Source organism: Pseudomonas sp. P129, from assembly GCF_020312195.1.
GTDB classification, from domain to species: Bacteria; Pseudomonadota; Gammaproteobacteria; order Pseudomonadales; family Pseudomonadaceae; genus Aquipseudomonas; species Aquipseudomonas fragariae.
Window position 1 is genome coordinate 204,246 of sequence record NZ_JAGPYS010000004.1, and the last position, 21,997, is coordinate 226,242.

The 21,997-nt window shown below is 57.8% G+C and carries 5 protein-coding genes; all 5 read left to right on the forward strand.

What is annotated here, in order from left to right; genetic code table 11:
* The first annotated feature begins 9 nt into the window (after window positions 1–9).
* The 5 genes from KBY02_RS12910 (at window position 10) to KBY02_RS12930 (ending at window position 21,989) form a co-directional block, all read left to right on the forward strand.
* Entirely contained in the window at window positions 10–1,251 is a 1,242-nt protein-coding gene (locus tag KBY02_RS12910) for a M20/M25/M40 family metallo-hydrolase (RefSeq protein WP_225650545.1), read from the forward strand.
* Window positions 1,252–1,845: 594 nt separating this feature from the next.
* A complete protein-coding gene (locus tag KBY02_RS12915; RefSeq protein WP_003407394.1) occupies window positions 1,846–3,555 on the forward strand; it encodes a ShlB/FhaC/HecB family hemolysin secretion/activation protein in 1,710 nt (569 codons plus the stop codon).
* A gap of 39 nt (window positions 3,556–3,594) precedes the next feature.
* On the forward strand, window positions 3,595–18,537 hold the full coding sequence (locus KBY02_RS12920) for a filamentous hemagglutinin N-terminal domain-containing protein (protein WP_225650547.1): 14,943 nt from the start codon (window positions 3,595–3,597) through the stop codon (window positions 18,535–18,537).
* Window positions 18,537–18,878, forward strand: a complete 342-nt coding sequence (imm45, locus tag KBY02_RS12925) for an Imm45 family immunity protein (protein ID WP_225650548.1) — start codon at window positions 18,537–18,539, stop codon at window positions 18,876–18,878. The genes KBY02_RS12920 and imm45 overlap by 1 nt, the downstream gene beginning before the upstream one ends.
* Window positions 18,879–19,166: 288 nt before the next feature.
* A complete protein-coding gene (locus KBY02_RS12930) occupies window positions 19,167–21,989 on the forward strand; it encodes a DUF637 domain-containing protein (RefSeq protein WP_225650549.1) in 2,823 nt (940 codons plus the stop codon).
* The last annotated feature ends 8 nt before the right edge of the window (window positions 21,990–21,997 follow it).

Sequence of the window (21,997 nt, forward strand, 5' to 3'; positions counted from 1 at the left end):
ATGGAACACATGCGCTCATTTTCCCGCTCGCCACTGGCTGTTCATCTCGCCCTGGCGCTTGCGTTGACAGCTCTGGCACCGGCGGCCATGGCCGAACCGCACAAGGCCATCCAGGCCGATGCCGAGCAATACAAGGACGAAGCCTTGAAACTGCTGGAGCGTCTGGTGAACATCGACTCGGGTTCCGGGTATGTACCGGGCCTGACCAAGGTCAGCGACATCGCGATCGAAGAACTGAAAAAGCTCGGTGCCACTATCGAGCTCGTTCCAAATACGCCAGAAGCCAGCAACCACGTCATCGCCACCCTGAAAGGCACCGGCAAGGCGAAGATTCTGCTGATGGCGCACATGGACACCGTGTTCAAGGAAGGCTCTGCGGCCGAGCGTTCGTTTCATATCAAGGACGGGCGTGCCTACGGCCCAGGCGTGATGGATGATAAGGGCGGCATCGTTGCGGCTATCTATGCGCTGAAAGTCTTGCACAACCTGAAGTTCACCGACTACGCGCAGATCACGGTGCTGCTCGACGCCAGTGAGGAGACTGGCTCAGGCGTCGCTACCGAGCTGATCAAGAAAACCGCGAAGGAGCATGACGTCACGCTCAACCTGGAGCCGGGACGTCCGGCCGACGGTCTGGTGGTGTGGCGCAAAGGCTCGGCAACCGCGCTGGTCGAAGTCAAGGGCAAGGCCTCGCATGCAGGCGTGGCGCCTGAGTTGGGACGTAACGCTGCTACCGAAGTGGCCCATCAGATCCTGCAACTCGGCAAGCTGGGTGACGAGGAGAAGAAAACCACCATCAACTTCACCGTGCTCAAGGCGGGAGACCGCACCAACGTGATTCCTGATCAGGCCAGCGCCAAGGCCGATGTGCGTGCTGCCGTACCGGAGGAGTTTGACCGCGTCGAGCAGGATCTGGCCAGGGTGTCGGCCAACAGGTTGGTGCCTGATACCGAGGTCAAGACCAGTCTGGTCCGTGGCCTGCCACCGATGCCGCAAACCGCGCAGTCCGATGCATTGGTCGCGATGGCGCAAGGCATCTACGGTGAGCTGGGCCGCACCCTGACCATCGAGGGCAGCGGCGGGGCGGCGGATTCAAGCCTGTCTGCCAGCGTGGGTACACCGACGCTGGACGGCTTCGGGATTGTAGGCGGCAACATCCATACGCCCGAAGAGTATGCCGAAGTGGGCAGCGTGGCGCCGCGGATCTACTTGCTGTCGCGAATGATCATGAAGTTGTCCGGGCAACAGTGATTCTACAGGCCTCCCGTGCGTGGCGCGGGAGGCTGTAGAGTTTAAACAGATACAGGGCTCCCCCGATACTGCATACAAAGGGAGGTGGCGCTGATTCTGGCGTAGCGGTTCATCGTCGAGTGGTGGCCGACAACTAGTGGTTATTACTCATCCCCGTTTTTCTCATGCGCCACATCACATGGCTTGACCGAAACCTGCTGCCTCTGTTGACACGTTAACCATGCAGAAAGGACCGTCTTCGCGGCTCCAGAGCCCTGGAAGGTCAGCATGCTTTCGCCTGTTTCCTTAACCCATAGTCCTTTTATTAGTGTGTCTGCGGCCATGAGCCGAGCCGGTTTTCGCGTGCTAGCCGATTAGCGTTTCTGCATATATTTAATTACGACCTTAATACTACGTCGAAAAGATACGCTCCTCCCTATCAATACTAAGCACATGATCCTTGGGCTCAGGCTAAAGGTCCGCACTGTCAAAATTAACTTCAAAAAAAGTTCAACAAATCGGATACAAGGTCGATACAAATAATTGACGCCGCCATGATGGCGTTCTAATATTGCCCACCTTTTTGATATCAATATGCTACCGCAAGGACGCGCCGTGTATCCTCATGCTTCGAAACTGGCTTTGCTGCTCCTGCTCGCCATCGCGTCAGCTACCTCGCTTGCAGCCACTGCCCCCGCCAGTTTGCCAGGTGACCAGGATCTTATTCGTGACCGTCAGGACCGCCTGCTCGAAGAGCAGCGCCGCCGTCTTGAAGAACTCAAGGATCTGCCGGGCAAACAAGCCACGCCCGCTGCCCCGACTTCCCCGGCCGATACACGTTGTTTCACCATCGATCGTATCGAGCTCAAGGGCGCCGACTCGCTGTCTTCTGCCGAGCGCGATGCGCTGACCAAACCCTATATTGGCAAGTGCCTTGGTGTCGCGCAGCTCAATGAACTGCTGAAAGTCATCACCGATCACTACCTCGAAAAAGGCCTGGTGACGACTCGCGCCTACCTGCCGCAGCAGGACCTGTCGACAGGCGACCTGCAAGTGCTGGTCATCGAAGGCAAGCTGGAGCATCTGCGTGGCGATACCGCCAGCGGTCTGTCAGCGCGTGAGCTGGCCATGACGTTTCCCGGCAGCGAAGGCCAGATGGTCAACCTGCGCGAAATCGAGCAGATGGTCGATCAGCTCAATCGCCTGCCATCCAATCAGGCGCAGATGGAACTGACCCCCGGCCAAGTCGTCGGCGGCAGTGACGTAGTGGTCAAGAACACCCCGCAAAAACCATGGCGAGCCAACCTGTCGCGTACCAACGAAGGCCAGCGCAGCACCGGTGAGCAGCAATGGAACGCCGGCCTCGAGTGGGATAATCCGTCAGGGCTGGCCGACCAGTTCAGCCTGCGCGGCGGCCACGATGCGATCAGCGATCGGCAGAAAGCCTCCCGCAATGCCTCGCTTGCCTACAGCCTGCCGTGGGGCTGGTGGACGTTCAGCTACCTGTACAACACCAGCGAATACCGTTCGGTGGCGCAGGCCTCGAACGTCAACTTCAAGCAGGACGGCGATAGCCAGAACCACCAGTTCAAGGCCGAGCGGGTCGTGTATCGCGACGCGCTGAGCAAGACCTCGCTCAATGCCGGTCTGTCCTACCTGCGCACCAACAACTACGTCGAAGACAGCAAACTGGCGGTCAGCAGCAATCGCATCACCGAGGCGCAGTTCGGTATCAACCACGGGCGGCGGGTTGGCTCGGCGTTCGTCAACATCGATCTGGGCATGCAGCAAGGTATCGGTGCACTGGACGCGCAGGGCAACCACGATCCTCGCCCGGGTGAAGCCGATGCACGTTATCGCAAATACACCGGCACCCTCAGCTACCTGCACCCCTTTCAACTGTGGGGCGAAAACCTGAGCTTTACCAGCCTGGCCACCGGGCAGCGCAGTGAGGATGTGCTGTTCAGTTCGCAACGCACCAGCCTGGGCGGATCGGCATCGGTGCGCGGTTACAAGGATGAGTTTCTGTCGGGCGACAGCGGTGGTTACTGGCGTAACGAGTTGCGCCTGACTCGCCCGGTCACCCTGGACTGGATGCGCCCGGTGTTCGCCGAGTATGGCGCGGCCGCCGGTTACGACCAGGGTGTTATCCGCAACGACCGTTACAACGGTGAGCAGCATGGGCGCTTGTCCAGCAACTCGTTCGAGCTGTTTACCCGAGGCCAGCACGTTGCTGCCTCAGTGACCTTCGCTCATTCCCTGGAACGTCCCGATGTGATCGAACGCGAAGCGCCGATCTATTTCCGTATGGACTTTTTCCTCTAATCACACCGTATTCAACCCACCTGTTTCGAGGTCACTTACATGGACGTTCACCAACTGGCTCTGCTCGCTCGTCAGCCCTCTGCTGTGCTGGTCGAGCGCCGGGCTTTCTGGGGAATGCCCAAGCGCGGCCTCGCGCTGATTCTCGCCAATGCGATGTTCTGGCAGCCGCTGCTGGTTCAAGCCGAAGGCATCGTGGTCAGCGGCACGAATACCAGCCTGAACCAGGCCGGCAATGGCGTGCCGATCGTCAACATTGCCGCGCCCAATGCCAGCGGTTTGTCACACAACCAGTATCAGCAGTTCAACGTCGACAGCCAGGGCGTCATCCTCAACAACTCCACCAACCAGACCCAGAGCACTCAACTGGGCGGCATCATCGTCGGCAACGCCAACCTGCGCGGCACGGCGGCCAGCACCATTCTCAACGAAGTGGTCGGGGCCAACGCCAGTCAGCTTAAAGGCTATACGGAAGTGGCCGGGCAGGCGGCACGTGTCATCGTCGCCAACCCCTACGGCATCAGTTGCAACGGCTGTGGTTTCATCAATACCCCGCAGGTCACGCTGACCACCGGCAAACCCGTGCTGGATGCCAACGGGCAATTGCAGCGTTTCAATGTGCAGGGCGGCAGCATATCCATCGACGGCGTGGGGCTGAACGCAGACAACGTCGACCAGTTCGACATCATTACCCGTAGCGCGAAGATCAATGCCGAGCTACACGCCAGGCGCCTCAACATCATTGCCGGTCGCAACGATGTCGACGCGCAGACGCTGAATCCCACGGCCTTGCCTGACGATGGCAGCGCCAAACCGGAGTTGGCCGTCGACAGCTCGGCGCTGGGCGGCATGTATGCCGGCGCGATCCGTCTGGTGGGCACCGAGGCGGGTGTCGGCGTCAGGCTGGCCGGTGATCTGGCGGCCAGTGGCGGTGATATCCAGATTGATGCCAACGGCCACTTGAGCATGATGCAGACTGCTGCCAGCGGTGCTGTGGCGGTCAAGGCCAACAGTGCCGAGGTCAACGGGCCGGTCTACGCAGGGTCGTCACTGGGCATGACCACGGCAGGTGATCTCATCACCCGGCAGAACGTCGCCGCGCGCGATGCTCTGACACTTTCCGCAGGCGGCCAGATCAATAACACCGCGGTGATCGAGGCTGGCGTCAATGCCGACAACAGCCGCAATGCATCGGGCGATGTGACGCTGTCTGCCAACGGGCTCAACAACAGCGGCAGCATCACTGCCAGTCGCGCTCTGCAGGCCACTATCAGCCAGACCCTGAACAATCAGGGAGCCACACTGAACGGACAGTCGAGCGCACGCATCGTGGCCACTGCCGTCGACAATCGCCAGTCAGGCCGGATTCTGAGCCAGGGTGGCACTGTCGATATCAACGCGTCTCAGGTGCTCAACAGCCAGAGCGGGCTGATCAGCAGCAATGGCACTATGACCATCACTGCGGGCTCTCTGAACAATAGCCAGCAAGGCAAGCTGTTCAGCAGCAGCGCATTGTCTGCCCGTATTTCCGGGCCGTTGCTCAACCAGCTGGGGCTTATCAGCGCCAATGGCGATCTGCTGCTCAACGCGGCAAGCGTGGACAACCGCAGCGCGGAAATCTCCAGTCTCGGCAGCCTGACCTCGACCGTCAGCCAGTTCGATAACCGCGAAAAAGGCCGTCTGCTGGCCAGCGGCGCGCTGCAACTGACCTCTGACCACCTGAACAACCAGAACGGCTCGGTTGCCGGACAGCAAGGTGTACAGCTGAATCTGGGGCAACTGACCAATGCTGGCAACGGCAGTCTCTACGGCAAAAACAGTCTGAGCCTGGCCGTCAGCGGCGCGTTGAACAATGACCAAGGCACACTGCGCAGTGATGGCACTCTGAATGTGCGTGCAGCCTCTCTGAGCAATAACAGTGGCAGCGCGACCAGTGCCGGCACGGCAACGGTCAGCACAACGGGCGCAGTCGCCAACCTTGGCGGACAGATTCTGAGCGATGCGGGCCTGACGCTTTCCAGCGGCAGTTTGGATAACAGCCAGAGTGGTCGCATTGCCGGCAATGGCGTGGTGCTTGCCACTGGCGCTTTCGACAACCATCAGGACGGCCGCCTGACCAGTACCGGCGCGCTTCAACTGAACGCCGGGCTGGTCAACAACAGCGACGCCGGCCGTATTGCCAGCGCCATGGCGCTGACTGCCGTGGTCACCGGCCTGAATCAGACCAACGACGGCCGGCTGTACGGCAACAGCGATGTCAGCCTGGACCTGAGCAATGGCCTGTTGACCAACCAGGGCGGCTTGATCAATGCGCCGGGGCAGTTGCTGCTGAAAAACCTGAACGTCGTCAACAACCAGAGCGGTGAAATCTCCAGTGCCAACGGTTTTACACTGGCTGCCAACTCTCTGAATAACACGGATGGCTCGCTGCTCAGCGATAAAGCGCTCGTTGTGCGCATCAATCAGTTGCTGACCAACCTGCGCGGCAAGATTTCCGCCAATGGCGTCAATCTGAATGCTGCAACGCTGGACAACCGCAGCGCGGAAGTTTCTAGCCTGAGCACCCTGACTGCCGACGTCGGCCAGTTCGATAACAGCGCGCAAGGGCGTCTGCTCGCCAACGGCACAATGCTGCTGACAGCCGATAACCTGAATAACCAGAACGGCGTGGTCTCCGGACAGCAGGGCGTCCAGTTGACTCTGGGACAACTGACCAACTCCGGCGGCAGCGTTTATGCAAAAAACACGCTGGGTCTGACGCTGACCGGTGCAGTGAATAACAATCAGGGCGTACTGCGCAGTGACGGCACGCTGGACCTGAAAGCAGCTTCTCTGGCCAACATTGGCGGTCGGGTCACCAGTGCCGGTGTTGCCACGTTGCAAGTCGATGCTGCCGTCGTCAGCCAGAGCGGGCAGATCATCAGCGATGCGGGGCTGACGCTTTCCAGCGCCAGCCTGGACAATAGCCAGAGCGGTCGCATTGCCGGCAATGGTGTGGTGCTCACCACTGGCGCTTTCGACAACCATCAGGACGGCCGCCTGACCAGTACCGGCGCGCTTCAACTGAATGCCGGGCGGGTCAACAACGGCGACGCCGGTCGTATCGCCAGCGCCATGGCCCTGACTGCAGTGGTCACTGGCCTGAACCAGACCAACGATGGCCGTCTGTACAGCAACAGCGATGTCAGCCTGGACCTGAGCAACGGCGTGCTGACCAACCAAGGCGGTTTGATCAATGCGCCGGGGCAGTTGCTGCTGAAAAACCTCACGGCGGTCAACAACCAGAACGGCGAAATTTCCAGTGCCAACGGGTTCTCGCTGGTGGCCACTTCGCTGGATAACACCGATGGTTCGGTCATCAGCGACAAAGCCTTGATCGTGCGCATCGACCAACTGCTGACCAACCTTCGCGGTCTGATCTCCGCGACCGGTGTTCAACTGAGTGCTGCGACGCTGGACAACCGCAACGCGGAACTCTCCAGCCTTGGAGAGCTGACCGCAACCGTCGGCCAGTTCGATAACAGTGGCAAGGGCCGTATACTGGCCAATGGTACGTTGCTGCTCAACGCCGACAGCCTGAACAACCAGGGCGCAGGTGCCGTCTCCGGACAGCAGAGTGTGCAGTTGAACGTCGGCCAGTTGACCAACACCGGCAGTGGCAGCGTCTACGCCAAAAACAGTCTGGGCCTGAAAGTCACGGGCGTCCTCAACAACGATCAGGGGGCATTGCGCAGCGATGGCACGCTGGCGTTGAGCGCCGCTTCTCTGGGCAATACTGCCGGCAGCATCACCAGCGCCGGCGCCTCGTCCCTGACGGTCGATGGCCCGGTCGTGAACCATGGCGGGCAGATTCTCGGCGATTCAACACTGGTGCTCACCAGTGGCAGTCTCGACAACAGCCAGAACGGTCGTATTGCCGGCAAAGGGGTAAAACTCGTCACAGGCGCCTTTGACAACCAGCAAGGCGGTCGCCTGACCAGTACCGGAACCCTTAAGCTCGATGCAGCACTGGTGAACAATAGTGATGCCGGTCGTATCGCCAGCGCCATGGCGCTGACTGCCGTAGTCACCGGCCTGAATCAGACCAACGATGGCCGTCTGTACAGCAACAGCGATGTCAGCCTCGATTTAAGCAAAGGCGTGCTGAACAACGACGGCGGTCTGATTACCGCGCCGGGCCAGTTGCTGCTGAAAAATCTCAATGCAGTCAGCAACCGCAGCGGTGAAATTTCCAGCGCCAACGGCTTCACCCTGGCTGCGACGTCGCTGGACAACACCGCTGGCTCGGTGCTCAGCGACAAAGCGCTCATTGTGCGTGTCGACCAGTTACTGACCAACCTGCGCGGTCTGGTGTCTGGCAACGGTATCGATCTGACGGCCAATGAGCTGAATAACAACAGCGGCAGCCTGAGCAGCGATGCCGACCTGCTGGTAAACGTCACTGGCAAGCTGTCGAGCCGCAGCGGCGAATTGACCAGCGCCGGTAACACGACCCTCAACGCGCTGAGCCTCGACAATGCTGCTGGCCAGGTCATGGCCGATCAGTTTCTGAAACTGGTGATCACCGAATCCATCGACAATCAGGCAGGAACCCTGGGTGCAGGGCAGGGCATCGACATTCGCGCCGTGAGTCTGGACAACCGTCAGGCCGGTTCGCTAGTTACCGATGGCCAGCTGACTCTGAAACTGAGCGGCGCACTGGACAATCGCACCGCTGGCAGCCTGCAAGCCAAGGGCTTGATGGATGTGTCGAGTCTGACGCTGGATAACCGTGGCGGCCGTCTTGCGGCACAGAATCTCCTGATCGTGCATAGCGACAGCGTGGACAACCGTGGCGGTTCGATTCGTGCCGATAAAGGCCTGCAGCTGTTCGTCGATGCCCTCGACAATAGCCAGACCGGCCTGAGCGCCACGCAAAAAGGCCTGATCAACAGCAATGCCGGTCTTGAACTGGTCGGCACGCGTCTGGACAACCAGAACGGTCTGCTCAACGCCGCTGGCCTGATGCAGTTGCAGGTCGACAGCGTTGTCAACGGCAGCGGTCGTATTGCCAGTCAGGCAGACATGGTCGCCAATATCGGCAGTCTGACCCAGCAGGGCGGCGAGCTGGTTGCGCAGGGCAATCTGACCCTGACCGGCAAAACCCTCGACAACCGGTCGGGCGGCCTGGTGGGCTCTACAAAAGCGCTGAAAATCGAGGTTGCCGACATCGACAACAAGGCCGGTGAACTGTCCAGCCAGATCGGTGTGGACATCATTGGTCAGACGCTCGACAACAGCGACGGCGGCAAGGTCCTGGCCGGTACGGCGCTGGGGCTGACCGTGGCGCGCGTGATCAACCTGAATAAAGGCCTGTTGTTCGGTAACACCCTGCGTCTCGCCGGTACACGCCTGGATAACGCTGGCGGTACGCTGGCCAGCCAGCAGGACATGAATATTGAATTGTCCGGTGCGCTGGGCAACAGCGGTGGTCTGCTCAGCAGTGAAGCGGCGTTGACGGTCAATGCCGCCTCGCTGCAAAACGCAGCAGGCAGCCTGTCCAGTGCCGATGCCTTGAGCGTCACCACCACCGGCGCTCTGGAGAACCAGGCGGGCTCCGTTACTACCGACGCCACGCTGACACTGACCAGCGCCAGCCTGGACAACAGTCAGGCGGGCAAACTGGCTGGCAAGGGCGCCACGCAGGTCACCACCGGCACGTTCGACAACAGCCAGGGCGGTCGCCTGACCAGTAGCGATACCCTGCGATTGACGGCAGGCAAGGTCATCAACCAGAGCGCCGGACGTATTGCCAGTGCGCTGGCGTTGACGGCCAGCGTGACCAGCCTCGACCAGCAGGGTGGTGAGCTTTTCAGCAACACCTCGCTTAGCCTCGATCTTAACAACGGCCAACTGAACAATCAGGGCGGTCTGATCAACGCCCCGGGCGTGTTGCTGCTGAAGAATCTCAACGGCGTGGCCAACCAGAACGGCGAAATTTCCAGTACACAGGCCTTCACGCTGAACGTCGATAGCCTCGATAACAGTGGCGGCAAACTGCTCAGCAGTCAGGCTCTGACGCTGATCGTCAACAAGGCGCTGAGCAACGTCAAAGGTACGATTTCCGCTGCCGCGCTGAACACTCGCAGCGACAGCCTGGACAACACCGAAGGCTTGATCAGCAGCCGCGCAGCTCTGGACTTGATGGTCAATACCGCCCTGACCAACGTCAAGGGCACGCTGATTGGTGACGGCGATGTGACGCTGAGTGCCGCGACAGCAGACAACGGTCTCGGCCAGATCGCCAGCAAACAGAACCTCAACGCACAGATCGGCAGCCTTCGGCAACTGGGCGGTCAGATGCTTGCCCAAGGCACATTGATCTTGCGCGGCAACGCGCTGGATAACCGTCGGGGCGGTTTCATCGGCGCAACCCAAGCCCTTGATATCAATGTCACCAGCATCGATAACCGTGGCGGTGAACTGTCCAGTCAGGATGAGATGACCCTGACCGGCCAGCAACTGAACAACAGCGACAGCGGTCAGGTGCTGGCGCAGAAAGCCTTGAATCTGAACGTTGCGCAGATCACCAACCGAACGAACGGTCTGCTCTCCAGCCAAGGCGGCTTGACGCTGATCGGTAGCACCCTGGACAACACCGGTGGTGCGCTCAGCGCCCTCAAAGCCTTGGGCATCGACCTGTCTGCGACACTCGACAACACACAGGGCCTGATCAGCAACGAAGATGTCCTGACGGTGAAGACCAGCAGTCTGACCAATACCGCGGGCAGCATTTCCAGCGCTGGAAAACTGACCCTCAACAGCACCGGGGCAATCAGCAACCAGGGCGGCAAGCTGTTGACCGACGGCGCACTGGACCTGAAAAGTGCCAGTCTTGATAACAGCCAGAAAGGCAATATCAGCGGTAAAGGGCTGCTGACGCTGAGGACCGGGGATTTCGACAACAGCCAGAACGGTCGCGTCAGCAGCAGTGATCGTCTGGACCTGACGAGCGCACGACTGACCAACAGCACTGGTGGCAGCATCGGCAGCAGCCAGGCACTGACCGCCAGTGTCAGCCGCCTGAGTCAGCAGGGCGGCAGCCTGTTCAGCAACACTTCCTTGAGCCTGGACCTGAACAACGGCCAACTGGATAACCAGGGCGGTTTGATCAACGCGCCGGGCGCACTGCTGCTGAAAAACGTCAACGAGGTACTGAACCAGAACGGTGAAATCTCCAGCGCTCAGGCATTTACCCTCAACGCCCAGCAACTGGATAACAGCGGCGGCAAACTGCTCAGCAATCAACTGCTGACCCTGCGCATTGCCCGTGCGCTGACCAACGTCAAAGGCATGATCGCCGCAGCCGGTGTCGACGCCACTGCCAATACCCTCGATAACACGGGCGGTACGCTGACCAGTCGTAACAACCTGGACCTCACCGTCACCGGTGCGCTGACTAACCGCGACAGAGGCCTGATCAATGCTACTCAGGCGCTCAAGGTGGGCGCGGCCAGCCTCGATAACCAGGGCGGTCAGGTGTTGGGCGGCACCAGCCTGATCCTCAACGCTACATCGATCAACAACACCGCGAAGGGCCTGATCAACAGCACCGGCACCCTGAACCTGACTGCCGGCAGTCTGGATTCCGGCAACGGCGGCGAAGTGTCGGCCACACGTGACATGACCCTGGTACTCAATGCACTGTCGCTCAACGGCGGACGCGTGATGGGCGATGCCGGGCTGTCCATCGACATGCAAGGCAACGACCTCAATAACCTCGGCGGGTTGATCACGGCAGACGGTTCGCTGACCCTTAACCGCATTCGCGACCTGAATAACCAGTCTGGCGAGGTCTCCAGCGCTCAGAGTTTCAGGTTCGATGGCCGCACCCTCGACAACAGCAGCGGCAAGCTGATCAGCAGCAACGTGCTGACGGTCAACGCGACCAACCTGCTCAACCAGAACGGTCTGATCTCTGGCTGGCAGGGTCTGAACGTCTCCGGTAACCGCCTCGACAACCGCAACAACGGCACCTTGTCCAGCCGCAGCGGTAGCCTCGTTACAACCCTGACCGGTGAATTGCTCAACGGCGGCAATGGTGCGTTGGTCAGCCAGAACACGCTGAGCGTTAGCGCTGACAGTCTCGACAACAGCGGCGGCATCCTCTCCAGCGGAACCGGTCAGACCCTGACCGTCGCCGGCCTGCTGAACAACAGCCAGAACGGCCTGATCGACAGTGGTGCCGGGCTGACCATCAAGGCCAATGCCTTGAGCAACGCCGCCGGCAACCTGACGGCCCAGCAGGATTTCAGCTTCGAAGGCCGCAGCCTGGACAACAGCGCCGGCAGCCTGAGCAGCAAGGGCACAATGACACTTGACCTGCTCGACAGCCTCACCAACACCAGCGGCAAGCTGGCCAGCGGCGGTAACTTGCTGTTGCGGCGTAGCACGGCAATCAACAACCAGGCCGGGCAACTGATCAGCCAGAGCCTGATGACCCTCAACACGTCCGGGCAACTGGACAACCGTAACCGCGGCACAATCGCAGCCAACAACACACTGACTGTCGTCGCGGGTGGCAGTGTCCTCAACGATGCTGATGGCCTGATCTATAGCCAGAACGCCAATGCACAAGTACAGGCAGCGAGCCTGTCCAACGTGCGCGGCACGGTACAGAGCGCAGGCGCGTTGCGCGTCGATGTCGCTGGCGATACAGGTAACCAGAACGGTCGGATCATCGCGCAGAACGGTGACCTGAACCTCAGCACCGCCAACCTCTACAGTCAGGGCGGAGTGCTGTCCAGCCTGCAAGGTCTGTTCACCGCGAACGTGAGCGGCGTGCTGAAAAATGGCTATGACGCCAATCGCCAGGGTGGCGTCGTCCAGGCACAGCGCCTCAACCTGACCGCGCTGGGCGGCTTCGACAACTACGGCGGGCGAGTTTCCGCGCGCGGCGGCGAAGCGCTGATCACTACCCCGGGCTTCGACAACCGCAACGGCGGCCTGTACGCCAAAGGCCTGGTGCGGGTCAACGGTGGCAACTTCGACAACAGTGGCGACAACGACGGTCAGATCGCCGGCGGCCAGGTCGAACTGAACCTGAGCGGCGCACTGAACAACCGCTTCGGCATCATTGAAAGTGACAGCACACTGGCCGTGACCGCTGCCAGTCTGGATAACCAGACTGGACAACTGCGCGCGCTGGGCGGTGGCGGCGCCACAAACTTCCAGATCGGCAACCTGTTCGACAACCGCAACGGCACTCTGGAAAGCGCCAACAGCGACCTGATCCTCAATGCGGGCAGCTTTCTGAATGGGGGCGGGTCGCTGTTGCATACGGGTAATGGCACGTTTGATATTTCTACAGCCAACCTGACCAATGCTGGCGGCAGCATCGTCACCCGCGGTGGTTTGACACTGAGTGCTGATAGCTGGACCAACAGTAACGTCATCCAGGCCGGGCGCCTCACCGTCAACGTCAATAACTTCAGCCAGACCGCCAGCGGCCAGTTGCTGGCATCGAATTCGTTCAGTGGGAGTGGCGGGAACTGGACGAATGATGGGTTGATTGCGAGTGATGGCGGGGTAGATATACGTATTGGCGGGACGTTTACCGGCAGCGGTCGGACTTCCAGTGTGGGTGGTATGTATCTGTCTGCCGGGCAACTGAATCTGAACGGCACCTCAAGTATCACGAGTGGTGGTAACAGCGAAATCAATATCGGTGGCCAACTTACAAATAGCGGGCGCCTGACCTCAGCAGGCGATTCAGTCGTTAATGCCGGCGGCATTGCCAACTACGGAACCTTGGGCGCCGCGCAAAACCTGACGCTTGGAACGCCGTCTCTCATCAATGATCGAGGTCTGATTTTTAGCGGCGGCGATACAATGCTAAATGTTAATAGCTTTACCAACCAGAATGGTGACCTTTACAGTCAGCGAGCGCTACTTATAAAAGGCTACGGTGGCGGAGCTCAGGCTAATGATGTTTCAAATATATCCGGGTCAATAGAAAGCGGCGGGACCCTCACCATTAATTCGGGGAGCTTTACTAACCGTACCTCTGACGCAGGCGGCGCTCAAGGGTTTGCTGTAGGTCGCACGCTGGTTTCAGGATTTATCGCCGTACTTTGTAATGATTGCAGTGGCGATCATTACAATGTTGATTACATCGCTAGAGAGTTTTACGAAGGTGGGCAAGATAACGACACCTCAGCATCCTCTCTGCTGACCGCTGGAGGCGATTTCGTTTTCAGAGGCGGTGATTTCCTCAACAGCAAAAGCACCATCAGCGCGACGGGCAACATCGATATTCAGGCCAACAGCCTTAAAAATATGGGTGCTGTCAGTGGCAGCATTGAACGCACACGTACCTACAACTCCGGTAGGGTAACTGACGGTACGGTCACTCGATTCCTGCCTCAGGTCGTTGCCTATAACCAGCGCAATAATCCTGACTTTCCCTATGTTTATTACGTTGATGCGGCAGGTGGCTTGAGATTGGGCATTGCCTCATCCGTGACGAAACGTGAGCCAGGGCGTGATGGTGGCACGATTAAAACGGTTGTGGTCAATGATAAGGAAACCAAAGCAGCCGTTACCAATACCTTGACAGGTTATGGCTACGGCGGGACCAGCCCGCAGTCTCAATATGACCGTAACAATTTAGTACAACTGCCTGCGGGTTTGGAAAGCTACGCACTTATCAGCGACGTCGAAGTCGCCAAAGACGGCAGCGGCAATGGTGGACGCAGTGCAGTGATCCAGGCAGGCGGAAACGTTTCCATTACCGCCAAGCAGGACCTGCAAAACAGTGTCATTCACCAGGACTACGCGGGTAGCGCGGGCACCAGCAAGGTTCAGGACACGCATACCTCCGGCACTGGTGCCACAGTCATCAGGATCAATGCCCAGCTCCCCCCAGACCTGGCCCAACAACAAGTCAACCCGTTAAGCCTGCCAGGCTTCAGCCTGCCCACCGGCCAGAACGGACTGTTCCGTCTGAGCGGCCAGACCGGTACCTCAGCCGCTTTCGCCCAACCCGTCGGCCTGCCGCAGAGCTGGACCATGGGCGGCGCGGCCGTATCCGTCGCGCAACGCGAGCATACCGTTTCAGACGCGCAGGCAAGCACCATCCAGATCGGTTCGGTAGGCCAGATATCCAACGCTACTCGCCAACTTGGCCTGACAACACGGCAAAGCGCTGGCGTAAGCGCGAATGCATCCTCCTTCGACGCCAGCACCCCAAGTGCCGCGCCCATAGGTGGATTTGTACTACCCGCTCATACCTCTGATTCCGCAGGTGTAACCAGCGTCGACAGTGTCACCGGTATCGCGACGGGCAATCAGGGAAGTGGTGCTTTGCTGCCTGTGCAAAATGCAGGTTCGACAGGCCTGCCGGTTATCACCGCCACAGGATCCGGCAGTTCGGTGGTCCAGAATGCCGGGATGGTGCAGGGCACGCGGATCAACAGTGCCGGCCAGGTTGTAACCGACGCTCAGGGCCGTCCGGTAACTACAACGGTTAGTAGCCCGGTCGCTGCAGCAGCAGCACAAACCGTTACCCGAGTGCAGGGCCTGCCCAGCAGCTCGTTCGTTTCCAAACCGCAAAAATACCTGATCGAAACCAACCCGGTCCTCACCGAACTCAAGCAGTTCATGAGCTCGGATTACCTGCTCGCAGGTCTGGGCTACGACCCGGAAGTCAGCGCCAAGCGTCTGGGCGACGGTCTGTATGAGCAGCGCCTCGTTCAGCAAGCCGTTGTGGCCAGAACCGGTCAGGCGTTCATCGATGGACAGACCTCCAACGAGGCTCAGTTCAAGTACCTGATGAACAACGCCATCGCCAGCAAAGATAAACTGAACCTGGCTGTGGGCGTGTCGCTGAGTTCACAACAAGTCGCAGCGCTGACCCACGACATCGTCTGGCTCGAAGAGCACGAGGTGAATGGCGAGAAAGTGCTGGTGCCGGTGTTGTATCTGGCACAGGCCGACAATCGCCTTGGCCCGACCGGGGCGTTGATTGCGGGTAACGACGTCTCACTGATCGCCGGCCAGAACCTCGACAACGTGGGCACCTTGCACGCTGCCAACAATCTCTCGGCGGTCGCAGGCAACAACCTGATCAACACCGGCCTGATAGAAGCCGGCAACCGGCTCGATCTGCTCGCGGGCAATGATCTGATCAACACCGCTGGCGGCATCATCAAAGGTCGCGATGTATCACTGACCTCGATCAATGGCGATGTGATCAACGAACGCAGTGTCACCTCGATGGACAACAGTGCACGCGGTCAGCGCCACAACGAGTTCGCCGACAGCGCCGCGCGCATCGAAGCCGCCAACGACATGAGCATTTCGGCAGGCCGCGACTTCATCAATAAGGGCAGCGTGCTGGAAAGCGGCCGCGACATGAGCATCCAGGCCGGACGCGACGTCACCATCGCCCCGACCGAAGTCACCAACAGCCTTTTCTCGGACAGCAAACACAACAGCAGCGACATCACCCAACTGGGCTCAACCGCCAGTGCCGGACGCGACCTGACCGTTCAGGCCGGGCGCGACATTGCCATCATCGCCAGCCAGATCGACGCCAAACGCGACATCGCCATGGCCGCGACCGAAAACCTCACCATCAGCTCTGCGGCGGACGAAGAACACTCCCTGTCGAAAAGCAAGAAACTGACCCGTCAGGAAGACCACGTCAGCCAGGTTTCCTCCGATCTTGATGCCGGGGGCAGCGTTGCCTTGCAGGCCGGACAGAACCTCTCCGTGATCTCCAGCCGCATTACGGCGGGTAAAGAGGCGTACCTGGTTGCGGGTGAAAACCTGGACATCCTGGCTGCGCAGGACAGTGATTATTCGCTGTATGACAAAAAGAAGAGGGGAAGTTTTGGGGCGAAAAACTTCAAGCGCGATGAAGTGACCGATACGCGCAATATCAGCAGTGAAATCACTACAGGCGGTAACCTGACGCTGGCAAGTGGCGGCGACCAGCGTTATCAGGTTGCCAAACTGAACAGTGGCAACGACCTGTTGATCAACAGTGGCGGCGCAATCGATTTCGAGGGCGTGAAAGACTTGCACGACGAAAGCCACACCAAGAACAAAAGCAGTGCAGCGTGGTTCTCGACAAAAGGCAAAGGAACGACTGACGAGACCTTTCGCCAGAGCGAACTGGTGGCCAAAGGCGAAGTTGCCATTCAGGCCGTTAACGGTCTGCGCATTGATGTGAAACAGGTCAATCAGCAAAGCGTAAGCCAGAGCATCGACGCGATGGTCAAGGCCGATCCGCAACTGGCCTGGATCAAGGATGCCGAGAAACGAGGGGACATCGACTGGCGTCAGGTCAAGGAAATCCACGAAAGCTTCAAGTACGACAACTCGGGCCTTGGGCCTGCTGCGCAGATTGTTGTCGCCATCCTGATGGCTGCGGTGATGGGCCCAGCAGGCTTTGGCTTAAGCGCTGGTATCGGCGGCGCTGTAGCAACCAGCGTTGCGACGACGGCGGTGACGAGCACGATCAACAATAAGGGTGATCTTGGCGCTGTTTTCAAAGACGTGACGTCTTCCAGCGCCATCAAGGGATACGCCATGGCGGGAGTCATGGCAGGCTTCGTACCGACCATCAACCCGAAAAATCTGGGCTTGGACCTTGCGAGTTTTCAGACCGTTGCGACTAAGGTGATCACCGAATCGGTGATCAAGACCGCGATCATGGGCGGAAGCTTCAAGGATAATCTTGGCTCTTCCATCGTCAGTACGGGAATCGCTACGGGTGGCGCCATTGCCGCAGGCAAGATCGGTGATTTCACTCTGTTCGATGAGGGCAAACTCACCAAAGTCGGCATGCATGCCGTGCTTGGCGGTTTGATGTCCGAGGCCATGGGCGGAGATTTCCGAACGGGTGCCTTGGCCGCCGGCGCGAATGAAATGGTTGTCGATTATCTGGCTGAAAGGCTTCTGCCAGCAGGCGTTGACAGAGATTCCCAAGCCTATCAGGCAGGTGTCAGCAAGCTGATGACTGCCTCGGAGTTGATCGGTGCGCTGACTGCTGCCGCAACGGGCGGGGACGCATCGGCAGCAGCGGCGGTGACGGCTAACAGTACGCAGTATAACAATCTTGACCACCCTTCAGCGGAGCGGTTACTCAATGAACTGCAAGGCTGTCGGGCTTCGAACGGGTGCTCAGAGCAAAACATCCGCTCGATCATTGCTGACTACGAGAAGCTATCGAGCGAACGCTCAACGGCCATCAATGCTTGCACAAGCCGAGCGTGCGTCGAGGACATTCAGAAAAGCGCGGTCACGCTCACAGAGCCTGTCGCCAAGGACTTGCTCAATTTCCTGAAGCGCAGCGTTTCGTATGATATGGCTGGTTTGCTTACCGGCAATCCCGGGGCGATTGCTGTTCCTTCACAAGGCGTGGATGGTTGGGGCGCGCTATTCGTTTCTGATAAGCAGATGGCTTACGCCAAAAACGTGAAGGAAGGCTGGTTGACACCGGAGGAAACGGCCGGGCTTGATCAGTGGGTCAAAGACACGAGCTGGCTCGATGCTCAGAAGGGTCGGCAGCTAGATATAAAAGAACGTGCTACCTTGATTACGGAGCTCGTGACGGCTGGTGGGATGGCGCTGCTGGGTAGGTCTCCGGGCGGCGTCTTAGCTGGTGCTAAAGGAGTGTTGCCAGGAAATCAAACTGTCGCCGAGTTTGAAAAAAGTCTTTCCAGAATGCCTCCGGGTGAGCGAGTTGCTCAAATTAAAGAAGCAGCGAATAATTTTTCTGCTGCTTATGGGTTTACAAAGGATGGGAAACTGTCAAAGTTGAACGGCAGAGATGTGTACAAAGGGCAGGATGGGAATTTATATGCTTTAGATACTCAGCATGGTCGCTTCGAAGTCGTTAGCTCAAAAAATGGTAAGCATATGGGTGAGGTGGATTTTAACCTCCAAAAAACAAAGCCATCTGATAAGTCTGGTGGTCATGATCTAAGGCTGAAATAATGTATATGGCAAAAAAAATTAAACTAGTTGATTTTAAGGGTGATGCTATTTATCGTGGAAACATTCTTAGGGTTTGTGGTAAGTATCCATATGAGGAGTTTGTTGATTTCATGTTTTTTGAGGCGAAATTGACTGGATCTACCTATGGGTTAATGGTTGTGTCGGGATATAAAGCTGGTTTGATATTAGTCTATCTGCCAAATGAATGTCTTGCTGAAGATGGCGGCATAGATAAGGCTTGGTTAGTAAAAAACTGGTCCAATTGGATATATCCAGATTGCGATGTTTCAGATGTTTATTGGATTGAGATGTATAATGCAGACGCCATCGTTAAAGCTTAAGGTTGTTTCATGGTTTGGATGATTTCCGATCTAAATGGCTTTGACTCTTTAATAAATGCAAGCCCGTAAAGACGCTTTAAGATTGAGATAGATCAGGTCGCGCTCAAAAAAGAGCAGATCAATCTTATCGAGCCTCATTACCTTAAATGTGAGATGGCCCTCCTGCCTTTCCGTTAATGGACGTGCTTTGCCTATCGGCTTGATCTGCTCGCGGGCAATGACCTGATCAACACCGCTGGCGGCATCATCAAAGGTCGCGATGTATCACTGACCTCGATCAATGGCGATGTGATCAACGAACGCAGCGTCACCTCGATGGACAACAGTGCACGCGGTCAGCGCCACAACGAGTTCGCCGACAGCGCCGCGCGCATCGAAGCCGCCAACGACATGAGCATTTCGGCGGGCCGCGACGTCATCAACAAAGGCAGCGTGCTGGAAAGCGGTCGTGACATGAGCATCCAGGCCGGACGCGATGTCACCATCGCCCCGACCGAAGTCACCAACAGCCTGTTCTTGGACAGCAAACACAACAGCAGCGACATCACCCAACTGGGCTCCACCGCCAGTTCCGGGCGCGACCTGACCGTTCAGGCCGGACGCGACATCTCCGTCATCGCCAGCCAGATCGACGCCAAACGCGACATCGCCATGGCCGCGACCGAAAACCTCACCATCAGCTCTGCGGCGGACGAAGAACACTCCCTGTCGAAAAGCAAGAAACTGACCCGTCAGGAAGACCACGTCAGCCAGGTTTCCTCCGATCTTGATGCCGGGGGCAGCGTTGCCTTGCAGGCTGGCCAGAACCTCTCCGTGATCTCCAGCCGTATTACTGCGGGTAAAGAGGCGTACCTGGTTGCCGGTGAAAACCTCGACATCTTGGCTGCGCAGGACAGTGATTATTCGCTGTATGACAAAAAGAAGAAGGGGAGTTTTGGGGCGAAGAAAATCAAGCGTGACGAAATCACTGATGTGAAAAACATCGGCAGTGAAATTACCACTGGTGGTGATTTGTTGCTGGCGAGTGGGGGAGATCAGAAGTACCAGGCCGCGAAGCTGGAGAGTGGCAAGGACCTGACTATTCAAAGTGGTGGTGCGGTTACGTTTGAGGGCGTGAAGGACCTGCACGACGAAAGTCATACTAAAAGTAATAATGACGCTTTCTGGACCTCTTCGAAGGGCAAAGGCAATACAGACGAAACACTTCGTCAGACGCAAATGTCTGCTGAAGGAAGCATTGCGATTAAGGCTGTTAATGGGCTGACAATCGACGTCAAGCAGATAGACCAACAGACGGTTAGCCAATCTATTGATGCGATGGTCAAAGCCGATCCACAAATGGCCTGGTTAAAACAGGCTGAGGCGAGAGGCGATGTGGATTGGCGACTCGTGAAGGAGGTTCATGAGTCATTTAAGTATCAAAACTCCGGATTAGGCCCCGCTTCGCAATTGATCATTGCAATTGCCTTGGCAGCTGTAATGGGGCCAATGATGGCCGGTATGAACTCGATGTTACAGGCTGGCGCTATCAGTGTCGCGACAAAGGCCACCGTCAGTACGGTTGACAATAGAGGCAACCTCGGAAAAGTTCTGAAAGACGTCACATCAAAGGACAGCATTAAAGGTTATGCGGTGGCAGTTGCGACGGCGGGCGTGGCCGATGGTCTTGGATACAATCCGAGTGAGTTAGGGCTCGATTCTGCAAGCGCAAAAACCATTGCCGTAAAGATAACGGCTGACGCAGTAATCAAAACAGCCGTCTACGGCGGGAGCTTTGCGGACAACCTGGCCAGTTCGGCAGTGGCCACCGCGGCCAGCATTGGCGGCGCCAAGGGGGCGGTGGCTATAGGGGATATTGGGTTAACTGACGGAAGCATTACCAAGATTCTCTTGCACGCAGGCCTCGGTGGACTTCTAGCTGAAGCCATGGGCGGTGATTTCCGCGCCGGAGCTATTGCCGGTGGTGCAAACGAAGTGTTGGTTGGATTGCTGGGGGATAAGTTACTTCCGTCAAACCTTGTCAAGGGAACGCCCGAGTATGAGCAGGCGCAGGCCAACCTTCTTGCTTTGTCGCAAATCGTCGGCGTAATAGGCGCTGCCGCTGGGAATTCAGATGTCAGCGTCTCTGCTGCCGTATCCGCTAATGCTACCCAGTACAACTGGTTATCACACGCTGAGATTCGGGATGCTGATAAGGCTCGGGCTGCCTGTGCGACGGCTGGTGGTGACGTTGGTGCTTGCCAAGCGAATGTCACTCGTGCAACGGATGAACTGGACAAGGCACGAGACTATGAACTGAAAGAGCGTAAACGTGCAATTCAGCTCCAGTCCTTTAAAGATGGTGGCTGGACCCTGGGCGAATACAACAAGGCTCTGTTCGACGACTATTTTGCCAGTAAAGGTGTAGATCGGAGCCAGGTGACATTTGACGGATATGCTCCTGCGAAAACGTTGGGTTATATGCTTTCCGAGCGTGGCCTTGGCAGTGTCAATCAGGCCTTGGAATGGCCTACTAAGGCTGCTGCCAGCGCCGTAAATTTTGCCAGCCACCCTTACGACACGGTGGTAGGGATTGGCCAAAATATCTGGTCCGCAGCAGGCTCTGGGGTAGATTGGGCGACCAGCCCTATACCGGCTCAAGGACTTGAGCGTGCAGGGGATAAATTACTGGCGCAATCCGACCAGCAGGCGGGTGGGTTGATATTTGACGTCGTCAGTGGTTTGATCACCGCAGAGATTGGTGGGTTTGCGGTCAAGTGGGTTGGAGGAAAGTGGGTTCAGGCTGAGGGTGCAAAAGAGATAGGCGCTCATGCAAAAGTCGATTATTCAAGTATTGAAAATCCGCCAAATGTTGGTCCCGGTAAAGAATTCACTTTGCGACAAAAACAAGAGGCATTGGAGTTGAATAAAGCAGCCAACGACGGTGTAGTCAAATCCGATGCCAGTGGTACTGTGTTAGTCAAGCCACAAAAAAGCCAGCGCGGCGTAACCCCAGATCCTAACGAGTGGCAGTTTGACCATATAAAGCCAAAAAATTGTGATGGTACAAATTGCAGCTCAAATCTTCAGATTCTATCTCGACAAGAGAATAGAGCTAAATCTGACAAGTAGGTGTTACT

Coding starts and splice junctions, on each gene's coding strand:
- KBY02_RS12910 (WP_225650545.1), top strand. CDS start 10: ATGCGCTCATTTTCCCGCTCGCCACTGGCTGTTCATCTCGCCCTGGCG.
- KBY02_RS12920 (WP_225650547.1), top strand. CDS start 3,595: ATGGACGTTCACCAACTGGCTCTGCTCGCTCGTCAGCCCTCTGCTGTG.
- imm45 (WP_225650548.1), top strand. CDS start 18,537: ATGTATATGGCAAAAAAAATTAAACTAGTTGATTTTAAGGGTGATGCT.